This is a genomic window from Pseudolysinimonas sp. (assembly GCF_031389465.1).
Classification (GTDB): domain Bacteria; phylum Actinomycetota; class Actinomycetes; order Actinomycetales; family Microbacteriaceae; genus Pseudolysinimonas_A.
In genome coordinates this window covers 24645-36420 of the sequence record NZ_JANMSQ010000026.1, presented here as the reverse complement: position 1 = coordinate 36420, position 11776 = coordinate 24645, and the positions used below count along the sequence as shown (strand labels likewise).

Sequence of the window (11776 nt, the reverse complement as noted above, 5' to 3'; positions counted from 1 at the left end):
CTGGTCGGGTCGTGGTGAGCTTCCGGGCGGCGACGGCTGGGTCGCGCTGCACCTCGCAGATGCGGCACCCCTCACCTTGTTCGAGCCGAACTTCAGCGAGCAGGGCGACCTGCACGGGCGCGTCATCGACGCCCTCGCCGGCGGTGGGGCGTTTTTCTTCCGACAGCTCTCGACCGCGGTCGGCCTGACCGAACCGGTGGATGACAAAGACCTCGCCGCCGCGCTGTGGGATCTGGTGTGGGCGGGGCTGGTCGGCAACGACACCCTCGCTCCGCTGCGTGCGCGACTCGGCGCAACTCCCAGACCTCGTGCCACTGTGACCCGACGCCCGAGACGGGCGTCGGCGCTGGGGTCGTGGCGGAGGCCAGAAATGGCCTCCGCTCCAAACTCCACCGCGCCGCCAACCGTCGCAGGCCGCTGGTCCCTCCTCCCTGCTCCGCAACCGAACACCACCGTGCGCTCCGCCGCTCTCGCAGAGACCCTTCTGGAACGCCACGGAGTCGTGACGCGGGGTGCTGTCGTCTCCGAAGGCGTCGCGGGCGGCTTCGCGCTCGCCTACAAGGTGCTTGCCGGACTCGAAGAGACGGGCCGCACCCGTCGGGGCTACTTCGTCGAAGGGCTCGGTGCCGCGCAGTTCGCCACCCCGGCGACTGTCGACCGACTACGCACCTTCGCTGCTGATCCGGAGGAGGGCACCGCCCCGGTAGCGGTCACCCTCGGCGCGACCGACCCCGCCAACCCCTACGGCGCCGCGCTGGGTTGGCCCGAAGCCGAGGGCCACCGACCCGGTCGCAAAGCCGGCGCACTCGTGGTGCTCGTGGATGGCGCCCTCGACATCTACGTGGAACGTGGCGGCAAGACCGTGCTGACGTTCACCGCCGACGAACAGCGCCTCACCGCGGCCGCTGAGTCGCTCACCGCCGCCGTGCGACGTGGGGGCGGGCGGCTACGTATCGAGAAGATCGACGGCGCGTTCTCACTCGGAACGCCGCTCGGCAACGCGCTCGTCGCTGCCGGTTTCGCGCCAACGCCGCAAGGGCTACGACTGCGCGGGTAGACCGTCTACCCCTTCACGGTAGAATGGTAGACGTGAGTCTCAACATCAAGAACGAGCGCACCCACGCCCTGGTGCGCGAGCTGGCTACGCTCACCGGCATGAGCCAGACGGATGCCGTGACCGATGCCGTCGAACGCCGTCTCGCAGAACTGGGCAGAGAACCAGGCGAGCAGGTGCAGGCCCGCGTCGACGAGATCATGCATCTCGTTCGGCAGGTCGCGCCCGGGCTTCGCGAAGCCTGGGGAGATCGCGACCCCACTGAGGATCTCTACGACGAACGCGGACTCCCGAAATGATCATCGACTCGTCGGCGGTCGTCGCCGTCGTGCGCGACGAGCCCGACGCGGCAGCTCTCACTGAGGCGATGCTTCGGGCGGGGCGACTGCGGATGTCCGCTGGGACCTATCTCGAGACCTCGATCGTGATCGAAGCCCGCCGCGATCCTGTGACGGTACGTGTGGTCGACACCATCCTGAGTCGTTTCGGGGTCGAGATCGAGGCATTCACGCCGGAGCAGGCCGAGATCGCGCGAGCGGCGTACCGCGACTTCGGAAAGGGCAGCGGTCATCCGGCTCAGCTCAACTTCGGCGACTGTTTCGCCTACGCCCTGGCAAAGGCGACGGGCGAACCGTTGCTCTACAAGGGCGACGACTTCGGTCACACCGACATCCGAAGCGCGCTCGAATGAGGCGGGTGGTCGTGATCCTCGTCGTGGTCGCGCTCGCGGCGTTCGCGGTGTGGATCGTCATCGCCCAGCAGTCGAAACCTGCAGCCCAGACCCCGGATGCCGAACCGGGCGCACCGGTCGTCGACAGCGGCATCCCGGCCCCGAGCGACGCGGCCGAGATGACCGTCGTCGACATCACCGACGGCGACACCCTCCGGTTGCGCGACGACAGCGGGGCGGTCGAGAACGTGCGGCTGGTCGGCATCGACACCCCCGAGGTCTACCCGGTGTACGAATGCTTCGGCGACGAGGCGGAAGCCGAACTGCTGCGCCTCGCACCGATCGGCAGCACGCTGCTCGTCGACCCCGACGTCGACCCGTTCGACGACTACGACCGCCTGCTCCTCTACCTGTGGAACGGCGACGGCACCTTCATCAACCTCGCGCTCGTCGAGGGCGGATTTGCCGAGGCGATTCGGGTTGCGCCCAATGATCTGCATTTCGACGAGCTCCTCGCGGCCGAAGACGCCGCCGCCCGCGCGAACCTCGGGATGTGGAGCTGCTGAATGCCCGAGGGCGACACCGTCTGGAAGACCGCGAAGACGCAGCATGCGGCTCTCGCCGGACTGGTGCTCGAAAAGACCGACTTTCGGGTGCCCGGATTCGCAACCGTCGACCTCGCCGGCGAGACCGTTCTCGAGGTCGTCGCGCGCGGCAAGCACCTATTCCACCGGGTGGGCGAGTTCAGCATCCATTCGCATCTGAAGATGGACGGCGCGTGGCGCACCTTCGCGCCCGGGGAGAAGTGGACCCGACCCGCGCACCTCGCGCGGGTCGTGCTCGACGCCCCAAGCGTTCAGGCGGTCGGTTTCGAACTCGGCCTGCTCGAGGTCATCACAACGACCGATGAAGAGGATGTCGTCGGCCACCTCGGCCCCGACCTGCTCGGGCCTGACTGGGATGGGGTCGAGGCTTCGAGACGGCTGGCCGAGCATCCTGAAGTGCCGGTCTACCTCGCCCTGCTCGACCAACGGAATCTCGCGGGCATCGGAAATGTCTACGCCAACGAGATCTGCTTTCTGCGTGGCGTGCTGCCGACACGTCCCGTCGGCGAGACGCGCGACCTGCCTGCAGTAGTAGACCTGGCCGAGCGGATGCTTCAGGCCAACAAGGATCGTTGGACGCGATCCACGACGGGCAATCTGCGAGCCGGGAACACGACGTGGGTCTACGGCCGCAGAGGTCGCCCGTGCCGGCGGTGCGGCACGCGGCTGATCGGCGGCGAGCTCGGACGGCTCGAGGGTCAAGAACGCGTCGTCACCTGGTGTCCGCGCTGCCAGATCTGACAAGCGTCGACGAATCAGTCGGTCAGGGTCGCCCGCAGCGTGACCCGCGAGTTGTAGCGGTCGTCGATGTCGATCACGATGCCATCCCGGCTGAACAGCCGAGCCAGATCCAGTTCGATGACGGCCACCTCGTCCTCGCCCTCTGCCGTCCCCGGGAAGCAGTCGACCCCCCACGCCTCGGCGTCATGCCAGCGCTGGGCTTCGCTCGTGTTGATCGTGAACTCGATGCGGTTGCTGTTGTAGATGCGGAGATCTTCGACCGCGCCCTCGCTGAAGATCAGACCGTCTTCGAGGCAGCGGCCGAAGCGATCCTCCTGGATGCCGAGGCTGCTGCCGTTGAGCTCGAGCCGGAACGTGTCGAGGTGGGAGCGCGAGAAGGTCTGCGCGTCCACGCGGTAGCTCAGGGTCGCGTGGAGGGCGGGGGCGAGGACGAGCGCGGTGCCACCCCACCAGGATTCGTCGCGATCGAGCGACCAGGTCGTCGCGCGACCGGCCTCGTCGACGAGTTCGAGGGTGACGAGATACTGCGCGCCGAGGCAGAGGCCGCTCATCCGCAGGTCGATCACCTGGATGCCACCGGGGCCGACAACGCTGGTCCCGCTGTTCTGCATCAGGCTGCCGTCGGCGCAACTCGGGCCTGCGTCGATGCCGTTTCCGGTGAAGCGAAGGGTGTAGGTCACGGGACGGTCGACCTCCACCCGAAGCGAGGTCGAGGTCCACGGCACCGCGACCGTCGGTTCGCTGAAGGCCCAGGACTCGTCGTTCTGGATCTGCGGGGTGTCCGGCGCGACGTAGTCGACGGGCCGGTCGGTGGTCGGGGTGACGTGCCACGAACTACGGCCGTTCGTGAGCTCCTGCGTCCAGTCGACGAAGAAGGTCGCGGTGCCGGCGGCGACCTCGCGGCTCGGCGGCGTGCAGTCCGCTCCGAACGACGAGCCGCACAATCCGGTTCCCTGGGTGACATCCGCGAGGGCGACGCGATACCACTGGCGCTCGGGCGGCGTGCACACTCCGCGGCAACCGTCATCGGCGGCGGGGATGAGGTACTCGGTCTCCGACGCCTCGCCGGAGGTGAGCGTGGTGGTCAGCCGGAGCACCAGGTCTCCGCTGAACCCGCGATCCCAGAGGTGTTCGGAGTCGCCCGACGCGCCCCCCGCACCGAACATCGTCGAGTGGCAGATGCTGATCGGCAGCACCTCGTCGAGCTCACGATCCCACCGGGCCCCGAAGCAGGTCGAACCCTCGCGCGACGCGACCGCGATGTCGATGTGGTCGACGGCGTCGTCGAACCGCGCGACATCGAAGAGCGAAACGCTCGGCAGCACGCGGTCGGCGGTCTGCACGATCGCCGACGACTCGTAGTCGGCCTGCGTGCGCTCCCACTCCGGGGCGTCGCCGGCCGGGAACCAGCGTGCGCAGACGACGACCGTGGCCCCTTCGGGTACGGCGTAGGACTGCACGAGCTTGGTGCGGAAATTCGGCGGCGCGTTGACCGCGTTGACCTGGTCAGGGGTCTGCGGTGACTCGACGCTCGCCAGCGGGATGAGTGTGCGGGCGCTCGGAGGGATGTCGCAGCTCGGCGCCGTGCCGTCCTCGACGAGGGCCGCCCGGATCTGCACCGTTCCGTCGTCGGGTCGCAGCGCGCTCGTCAGCAGCAGATTCGACCCCACCGTGCTGAGCTGGAGGGCGGGGTGCACCGGCTCGCCGCCCGAGTGGAAGCGCACCGTGTGCGGAGGCGACGCCCGGTCGTGGATGTCGCGGCCGGAGATGATCGCGGTGTACGCAGTGCCGGGCTCGATCCCGCCGAGCGTGAGGCACTGCTGCACGATCGCAAAGCCCTCGGGGTCGGCGACTTCGGCCTCCCAATCGGCGATCTGCTCCGTCGTGCTCAGCAGATCCACCCGCTCCACGGCGGCGGGATCGGCGGTCGGCCAGTAGCGCACCGTGAAGGCGCCGGGCGCGGTCGCCAGGATGCCGAACGGCACCTCGCCATCGCCCGGGGTGAGTCCATCGCACCACAGCGAGCCGCCGAACGGGTTCCCCTCGACGAGGTACTCGTCGTAGGTCGGCGGGAACGCTTGGCCACCGGCGACGAAGTCGCGCAGCGCCGTGTCGCTGAGGATCGTGCTGCGCAGCCCTTCGGGGCAGTCTCCGGCGGGTTCACCCCCTCGCGGCGCACACGGGTCGTCGCCGTCGCCGCGGTCGTCGTCGGTGAAGTTGATGAGCCCGAAGATCGGGTCGGGCCAGGTACCGAGAAGGCTGAGGAATCGCAGGAGTGACGCGTCGGTCTCGTCGGTCGCACCGCCATCGGCCGGTATCGTCACCTCGCGTTCGGCGACCGCTTCGCTCACCACAATCGGGACGACGTCGGACGCTTCGCCGGGCTCGTCGGTGGGGGCGGGCACCTCGGACTCGTCACCCGAACCGGCAGGCGGCTCGTCGCCCTCGGCGATCGGCGCGAGCACCGGCACGATCTCGTACTCCGGTGCGGCCTCCACGACCACCGGGGCCGCGAAACGGATGCCGATGAGGGTCGCCGCGACCGCGACACCCGCCGCCGCGACGATCGCGAGCACCGGGATGAGCCACTTGGGAACGGTCATGGTCTCACCCGAAGTATTGGTGGTCGATGGTGATCGTGACCGGGGCGCTGAGGTTGCCTGCGGCGTCACGTGCGCGGAAAGTGAAGAAGATGTCGCCCCCGTTGTCATTCGGCGGCGTGAAGGTCAGTCGCCACTCGGAGCCGACGGGGCTCATGCTGCCACTACCGGTGAATTCGCCCGACCACGAGACGTCGACCCCGACGACTCCAACGCCGTCGCCGGCCGTCACGCGAAGCAGCAAGGGATCCGTGTTGAACAGCGGGTTAGGGGTGCCCGTCGCGGTGTTGATCTTCGGCGCCGTGGTGTCACTCGGGCCGGGCGCGGGGCCTGGCGCGGGGCCGGGTGCGGGCTCCTCGGTCGCGACGGGGGCGGGCGGGATGATCTCGATCGCGACGACGGGGCAGGCGTCGACCGGGAGGGATGCGACATCCGGCTGATCTGAATCAACGATCACGACGGAACGCTCGAACCACAACACCCGCTCGAACGCGTTCGGGTCGCGTACCCCGAGCCACTCGGAATCCTCCGAGCGCGCCACGGCGAGCACGCGGTCGCCCGCCGAGAGCGACCCGATTTCCAAACCGCCGGGGCAGGCGTACGCGGGGGCAGTGTCATCCAGCACGACGGTGTAGCCGGCGACGACGTTCTGCTGCTCCGCTCCGGCGAGTCCGGAAGCGCCGACAGCGCCACCGGCCACACCCGCGAGAACGACGAGCGCGAGCCACGGCAACCAGCCGGACACGCCTGCGCCACCCCAACCCGGGGCAGTCCCACCAGCGACCGAAGTACCGGAGTCACCGGCGGCCACCCGCGAGCGGATGGCGTCGGCGACCCCGGTGGAGTCACCCTGTTCCGCCGCCTGTCCGAGCGCGTCGCGCAGGCGGCTGTCGAGTCCGGCGTAGTCGCCGGTGGGCTCAGCCATGGTGATCCTCCTTCCTCAGTCGCGCCGCGAGCGCCTTGCGGGCTCGGTGCAGCTGGGTCTTGATCGTGCCGGTACTGACTCCGAGACCTTCGGCGACCTGTTCCACCGATTGATCGAGGAGGTAGTGCAGCACGCACACTTCCTTCTGTTGCCGCGGCAGCTCTTCGAGCGCTTTCAGCACGTCGATGTCGAGCCCGGCCAGCGCGGAGTCGTAGCTCTCGTCGTCGGTTCCGACCTTCGCGTAGGCCCGCGACTCGGCGCCACGGGAGCGCTGAAGGTCACGCGCCCGGTTGCTGGCGACGACGGTGATCCAGGCGGCGACGTTCGTGATCTCGCGAGTCGGGGGTTTCGCGAGAAAGCCGACGATCGCATCCTGCACGGCGTCGGCGGCATCCTGCCGGTTGCCGGTGATGAGCCCCACCGCGGCGACGACCTTCGGGTACTCGTGCGCCACGAAAGCATCCAGGTCGACCTGGGTCCTTGTCGCCACGGTAGTGCCCACAGTTCCTCGACGCGCGGGCCACCCGATCGGGTTGACCGGATGGGGAGAAAATCGAGCTGCCGCCAGCATCCCGCACCGGGCGCGCGCGCGCCATACTCAAACTGTGGATGCCTCAGCCGGATACTCCGGAACCCCGCAGGCGACGAAGCTTGGCCTCAAGCCGGGGGTCACCTGGGATGTCGTGGGCGCGCCTGACGACTGGGCGTTCGAAGTCGAGCCCGACCTCGAGCTGCGTGGCGGCGGCGATGCGGATGTCGTGCTCGCGTTCGTCTCGTCAGCCGACCAGGTGCGCCGCACCGTCGAGCAGCAGGAGCGGCGAATCTTCCCCGCGGGAGCGCTGTGGATCGCCTGGCCGCGCAAAGCAGCGGGCCACCTGAGCGACGTCGATGAGAACCTCGTGCGCGACACGGCTCTGTTGCGCGGGCTCGTCGACGTGAAGGTAGCGGCACTCGATACCGACTGGTCGGCGCTCAAGATCGTCTGGCGGAAAGAGAACCGGGGTTGATCGGTTAGGCCTGGCCGCCCATTTGGAACAACGCGATCACGAGCAGCAGGGCAACCGCGCCGCCGCCGCCGATGATCCCCCAGAGCACGGCGATGATCGCTCGGTCGGCGCGCCGGATACCCGCTCGCCGCTGCGTGCCTTCGACGACGTCACAGGCGGAGGCGAGATCCTCAAACGACCCGAGCGCGCGGCCTGCGGCGTTTGTCGCGTGGTATGCGCCGTCGAGCCGTTCCACTGTGCCGACTTGGTTGCCGCGACGAGTCGCCACCCAAACACCGACCGCGGGGCTCATCCAATGGACATCGGCGCGACGCGCGGTCGCGGGAGCCTGGGGCGAAGGATGCTGTGGGGACACATTCGCGACGCTAAGCGGACCCTCGGTCCCGGAAGGTGGTCTTGACAGACCACCGCCGCTCGGTTAGCCGACCGGCGCGTCCTTCTCGGGGGGCTCGGGGGTGAGCACCAGGCCGCCCGGCGAATTCGCCGACTTGGTGAGAATCTGCACCCATTGCGCGTTGAGCCGCGGTTGCCGACCGCCGAAATACTCGAAGGTGAGCGGAATCGACGGCGCGAGCCAGATCGACGTGCGGCCGAAGCCGCTGCGCGACGGCTCGGTCCAGGTGAACGCGAAGTGCTCGCCGCGCCGGAGTTTCGACCAGATCACCACCTGAAGGTGGGCCAGCACGCGGTCGTCGAGCGAAACGGCCAACTTGGAGTCGTAGGTCAGAGTGCCCATGACCCGACGATATCCCGCCTGACTCCGTCGGTGGCGCTCGGAATGGGGGGCCTTGATCGCCCGATGGCGCGCGTAGTATACGTCGGCAATGGATGCTCGGGCGAGCGTTGACCCCGACCCCCACGGCCGTGAGCCTGGAAGGGTGGGCCCGGGCGATGAGTCGCACTTCGCGACACAGGCAGAACTGGCGGGACAGCTCCGCCATGCCTTCATCGCCGGTGAGTTGACCGCCTACTACCAACCGCAATATGACCTGTCGAGTGGACGGGTGGTCGCGCTCGAGGCGCTGTGCCGCTGGCGGCATCCTCGGTACGGGCTGCTGTTGCCCCGGCGATTCATCGATGTGGCCGAACAGTATGGGCTCATCGCCGCGGTCGGCCACTTCATGCTCGAAGAGTCGGGCCGTCTGGCCGCCGACTGGCATCGCCGAGGCATCCCCCTCGGCATGGCGATCAACGCCTCGCCGAGTGAACTCGGCCCCGGCTTCGCCGAGACGCTCCTCAGGCGCCTGACGGAACTCGAGCTGCCCCATCGGGCACTGACCGTCGAGGTCACCGAGTCGCCGGCGATCTCGAACTCCCGCGCCGTCATCACCACTCTCACGACACTCATCGACGGCGGCGTCGGGGTTGCGATCGATGACTTCGGAGCCGGGCACACGTCACTCGACCTCGTGCGGCGACTGCCGCTCACCGAGGTGAAGATCGACAAGTCGCTCGTACAAGACCCGGCCCGTTCGACCGATGACCTGGTGCGTCGATGCATCGGGATCGCTCGAGAGCGGGACGCCGTCATCGTTGCCGAAGGAGTCGAGACCCAGGAGCACTTCGACCGGGTGATGCACTGGGGCTGCGATCGCGCCCAAGGGTTCTACTTCGCGCCACCCGTGCCTGGCGACGACCTCGACCCCTTCCTGCTCGGAGTGGCGTCGCTCTAGATGCCGTACTGGTCGTCCTGCGACGACGAGCCGTCGGCATCCGAATCGCTCGCCTCGTTGTCGCCGCCGACATCGATCTGCGACCAGGTCACTCCCAGGCCGGGCGAGAACAGAATGTCGATCCCGGGGCCGCCACGCAGGGGCGGGATGTTGACGTAGCCGCCACCGGACTGGATGGCGACAAGGATCTCGTGCTTCAGGTCCGTCACCGGGTCAGGCAGGAAGTAGTCACGCCCATCAACGGTCAGTCGGTTCACGTTCGCCACTCCGTCAGGCTACACACGCGACCCGGTCGCCGAATAGGATCGACCGGATGGGATCTCTGCACTACGGTTCGCCCCCCGCGACCTTTGAGTTTGACGACCGCGCTCTCGCGCACGTCGAGCTTGTCGTGCTCGCGAAGCTGCGACGCAACGAGAGCTTCGCCCTGACGATCGACGCCCCGAAGGGTGGTCGCTCGACGATTTGGGTCAACACCGCATCGACCCTGCGCTTCGAGTTCGCTGCAGAATCGGGCGAGATCAACCGGGAGTGGCTCGACCTGTTGATCGACTCGGCGAACACGACGACCGGCATGCGCGTCATTCCGGAACCCGACAAGGTGCCGGCGACATAGTCGTTACCGATCCGATATCGAGTTCAGGCCGCGTTATCGCGTGCGGCCCTTGATCCTCGTCGTCGCGCCCCGCTATCGTGGGCGACGCGCGGTTCCGCGCTACGCCGATAGATGAAAGGAGGCCGGCTGATCATGAACGCAGTGCTCACGGGGATGATCCCCACTCGTACCGCCGGCTTCGTCGGCATCCTCACCTGCCGTCTCGGCTAACCGGACGCTCTTCTCGGGCAACCGCTGCCGATTCACGGTGGCGATGCTGATGAAGCCCCAATCCGCAGTCTGAACCGACTGCTCACGGATCGACGCCCCGTTCACGACTCGTCGACGCCCCACTCGGGCCCGATGTGGTCGACGCCCCGATCGCCGTCACAAGCGGCACCGATCACGCCTGTGAGGAACCCACCTTGTCTACGACCCTGTCCACCCATCCGCCGCAACAGGCCGGAGCCCTGCAGCCGCATGGCGAGGCCGAAGCCCCGCGACTCACCTCGCGACGGCCGAGCGCTCTCGACAAGCTCGCGCTACGCCTGGGCCTGTTGCTCATCACCTACGGCCGCCGCCGCTACGCGCTGTCCCGCGAGGAACTCGCGCTGAACGCGGAGAACGCCCGAGCCCGACAGGCGCGCGAACTCGATTGGGATCGCGCCCATCACACCCTGTTGCCGCCGCGATGAGAGTCTTCGCCGCGCACGGCACCAGCACCGGAAGTCCCGGGATCGACGGTCCCGGGACATTCCCGTCTTAGGCGGAGCTGGCCTGATACTCCTGCTGGTGCTCGACAACCTCTGTCATGTTCTCGACCGCCCACTCTTCGAGTGCACGGAGCGGCCCGAGGAGCGACCGACCGAGGGCCGTCAGCTCATACTCGACGCGGGGCGGAATCTGGGGGTAGACGGTTCGCGTGACAAACCCGTCGCGCTCGAGCGACCGCAGCGTCTGGGTCAGCATCTTCTGGGAGATGCCGCCGACCTGTGCGGCGAGCGCCGAAAAGCGTTGAGGGCCCGGGGCGAGGGTGACGACGATGAGCACCGTCCACCGATCGCCGATGCGGTCGAGCAGGCGGCGTGACGGGCACTCCTGCTTGAACGGGTCCCAGGCCAGGACACTCACCACGACGTACCTCCCTTACTTCGAAGTGCGTACTTCCGCTCTCCTGCTTGCATGACTTATGGTAACCCAGTTACCGAAAGAGAGTAAAGGAGCACTACATGGCACGCATCACGATTCTGGGCGGCACCGGTTACGCGGGGGCGGCGATCGTCGCGGAGGCGGCGAAGCGCGGACACGACGTCACCGCAGTGAGCCGGTCGGAACCTGAGACGCGCGTCGACGGCGTCGAGTACGTCGTCGGATCCGCCCTCGACAGCGCGACGCTCGACGCCGTGCTGCCGGGTCGGGATGTCGTCATCTCGGCCCTGTCGCCGCGTGGCGACATGGCCGGCAAGGTCGAAGCAGCGATCGACGACCTCATCACCCGCCTCACCGGCACGCCGACCCGCTTTGGCTACGTCGGCGGCGCGTCGTCGCTGCAGACCGAGGAGGGCGGCCCGACGGTGTTCGAGGTCTCGAAGGATCACCTGCCCGAGGACGTGCGCCCGGAAGTCGAGACCGGGGTCGCGGCACTCGCCACGCTGAAGGCATCCCCCGAGGCGCTCGACTGGTTCTACGTGAGCCCGCCCGCCGACTTCGGCTCGTGGCTCGCGACCCCGTCGCAGGGCACCTACCGTCTCGGTGGCGACGTGCTGCTGAAGGACGCCGACGGCATCTCCACGATTTCGGGGGCCGACCTAGCCCTCGCGATCGTCGACGAAATCGAGAAGCACGCTCACCCGCGGGCGCGCTTCACGGCCGCGTACTAGGCCGCGCGTTCCCGCCCTCCGCGCCC

16 protein-coding genes and 1 pseudogene are annotated in these 11776 nt (G+C 68.2%); 10 read left to right on the top strand and 7 right to left on the bottom strand.

Annotation, left to right across the window (positions count from 1 at the left end; translation table 11 throughout):
* From RMO30_RS01095 to RMO30_RS01075, 5 genes and pseudogenes are all read left to right on the top strand, one after another.
* Window positions 1–1057, top strand: a pseudogene (locus tag RMO30_RS01095) (ATP-dependent helicase); the annotation flags it as partial.
* A gap of 32 nt (window positions 1058–1089) precedes the next feature.
* On the top strand, window positions 1090–1353 hold the full coding sequence (locus RMO30_RS01090) for a type II toxin-antitoxin system VapB family antitoxin (RefSeq protein WP_309708357.1): 264 nt from the start codon (window positions 1090–1092) through the stop codon (window positions 1351–1353).
* On the top strand, window positions 1350–1745 hold the full coding sequence (locus RMO30_RS01085) for a type II toxin-antitoxin system VapC family toxin (RefSeq protein WP_309708355.1): 396 nt from the start codon (window positions 1350–1352) through the stop codon (window positions 1743–1745). The genes RMO30_RS01090 and RMO30_RS01085 overlap by 4 nt, the downstream gene beginning before the upstream one ends.
* 5 nt (window positions 1746–1750) lie before the next feature.
* A complete protein-coding gene (locus tag RMO30_RS01080) occupies window positions 1751–2290 on the top strand; it encodes a thermonuclease family protein (protein ID WP_309708353.1) in 540 nt (179 codons plus the stop codon).
* A complete protein-coding gene (locus RMO30_RS01075) occupies window positions 2291–3070 on the top strand; it encodes a DNA-formamidopyrimidine glycosylase family protein (RefSeq protein ID WP_309708350.1) in 780 nt (259 codons plus the stop codon). It begins immediately after the preceding gene.
* Window positions 3071–3084: 14 nt separating this feature from the next.
* On the opposite strand, the gene RMO30_RS01070 is transcribed toward RMO30_RS01075, so the two are convergent.
* The 3 genes from RMO30_RS01070 to RMO30_RS01060 are packed head-to-tail and all read right to left on the bottom strand — an operon-like array spanning window position 3085 to window position 7097.
* Complete coding sequence (locus tag RMO30_RS01070) at window positions 3085–5673, bottom strand: hypothetical protein (RefSeq protein ID WP_309708348.1); 2589 nt, start codon at window positions 5671–5673, stop codon at window positions 3085–3087.
* A gap of 4 nt (window positions 5674–5677) precedes the next feature.
* Complete coding sequence (locus RMO30_RS01065; RefSeq protein WP_309708346.1) at window positions 5678–6595, bottom strand: hypothetical protein; 918 nt, start codon at window positions 6593–6595, stop codon at window positions 5678–5680.
* Window positions 6588–7097 (bottom strand): RNA polymerase sigma factor, encoded by a 510-nt coding sequence (locus RMO30_RS01060; protein WP_309708344.1) that lies wholly within the window; start codon window positions 7095–7097, stop codon window positions 6588–6590. Before RMO30_RS01060 ends, RMO30_RS01065 begins: the two co-directional genes overlap by 8 nt.
* Window positions 7098–7200: 103 nt before the next feature.
* On the opposite strand from RMO30_RS01060, the gene RMO30_RS01055 reads away from it, so the two are divergent.
* On the top strand, window positions 7201–7602 hold the full coding sequence (locus RMO30_RS01055) for a DUF3052 domain-containing protein (RefSeq protein ID WP_309708341.1): 402 nt from the start codon (window positions 7201–7203) through the stop codon (window positions 7600–7602).
* Between the two features lie 4 nt (window positions 7603–7606).
* Here the strand turns inward: RMO30_RS01055 and RMO30_RS01050 are convergent, their stop codons facing one another.
* Window positions 7607–7837: a hypothetical protein gene (locus RMO30_RS01050; protein ID WP_309708340.1), complete on the bottom strand. Its 231-nt coding sequence runs from the start codon at window positions 7835–7837 to the stop codon at window positions 7607–7609.
* A 183-nt stretch (window positions 7838–8020) separates the two neighbouring features.
* On the bottom strand, window positions 8021–8338 hold the full coding sequence (locus RMO30_RS01045; protein ID WP_309708337.1) for an ATP-dependent DNA ligase: 318 nt from the start codon (window positions 8336–8338) through the stop codon (window positions 8021–8023).
* Between the two features lie 142 nt (window positions 8339–8480).
* On the opposite strand from RMO30_RS01045, the gene RMO30_RS01040 reads away from it, so the two are divergent.
* Window positions 8481–9275, top strand: a complete 795-nt coding sequence (locus RMO30_RS01040; protein ID WP_309708334.1) for an EAL domain-containing protein — start codon at window positions 8481–8483, stop codon at window positions 9273–9275.
* Here the strand turns inward: RMO30_RS01040 and RMO30_RS01035 are convergent.
* The gene (locus RMO30_RS01035) at window positions 9272–9541 is read right to left on the bottom strand and encodes a hypothetical protein (protein ID WP_309708331.1); all 270 of its coding nucleotides are present in this window, start codon (window positions 9539–9541) and stop codon (window positions 9272–9274) included. The two genes, RMO30_RS01040 and RMO30_RS01035, sit on opposite strands and share 4 nt — an antisense overlap.
* 47 nt (window positions 9542–9588) lie before the next feature.
* Here RMO30_RS01035 and RMO30_RS01030 point away from each other — a divergent pair, with 47 nt between their 5' ends.
* Together RMO30_RS01030 and RMO30_RS01025 are read left to right on the top strand one after the other, a co-directional pair.
* Window positions 9589–9891 (top strand): hypothetical protein, encoded by a 303-nt coding sequence (locus RMO30_RS01030; protein ID WP_309708329.1) that lies wholly within the window; start codon window positions 9589–9591, stop codon window positions 9889–9891.
* Between the two features lie 404 nt (window positions 9892–10295).
* A complete protein-coding gene (locus RMO30_RS01025) occupies window positions 10296–10565 on the top strand; it encodes a hypothetical protein (protein WP_309708327.1) in 270 nt (89 codons plus the stop codon).
* A gap of 67 nt (window positions 10566–10632) precedes the next feature.
* Here the strand turns inward: RMO30_RS01025 and RMO30_RS01020 are convergent, their stop codons facing one another.
* Window positions 10633–11004 (bottom strand): helix-turn-helix domain-containing protein, encoded by a 372-nt coding sequence (locus RMO30_RS01020; protein WP_309708325.1) that lies wholly within the window; start codon window positions 11002–11004, stop codon window positions 10633–10635.
* Window positions 11005–11099: 95 nt separating this feature from the next.
* Between RMO30_RS01020 and RMO30_RS01015 the strand changes: the two genes are divergently transcribed.
* A complete protein-coding gene (locus RMO30_RS01015; protein WP_309708322.1) occupies window positions 11100–11750 on the top strand; it encodes an NAD(P)H-binding protein in 651 nt (216 codons plus the stop codon).
* The last annotated feature ends 26 nt before the right edge of the window (window positions 11751–11776 follow it).

Bases quoted from the DNA above. Each gene is read 5' to 3' on its own strand.
- RMO30_RS01085 (WP_309708355.1), top strand. From the start codon at position 1,350: ATGATCATCGACTCGTCGGCGGTCGTCGCCGTCGTGCGCGACGAGCCC.
- RMO30_RS01015 (WP_309708322.1), top strand. From the start codon at position 11,100: ATGGCACGCATCACGATTCTGGGCGGCACCGGTTACGCGGGGGCGGCG.
- RMO30_RS01065 (WP_309708346.1), bottom strand. From the start codon at position 6,595: ATGGCTGAGCCCACCGGCGACTACGCCGGACTCGACAGCCGCCTGCGC.
- RMO30_RS01075 (WP_309708350.1), top strand. From the start codon at position 2,291: ATGCCCGAGGGCGACACCGTCTGGAAGACCGCGAAGACGCAGCATGCG.
- RMO30_RS01045 (WP_309708337.1), bottom strand. From the start codon at position 8,338: ATGGGCACTCTGACCTACGACTCCAAGTTGGCCGTTTCGCTCGACGAC.
- RMO30_RS01030 (WP_309708329.1), top strand. From the start codon at position 9,589: ATGGGATCTCTGCACTACGGTTCGCCCCCCGCGACCTTTGAGTTTGAC.
- RMO30_RS01070 (WP_309708348.1), bottom strand. From the start codon at position 5,673: ATGACCGTTCCCAAGTGGCTCATCCCGGTGCTCGCGATCGTCGCGGCG.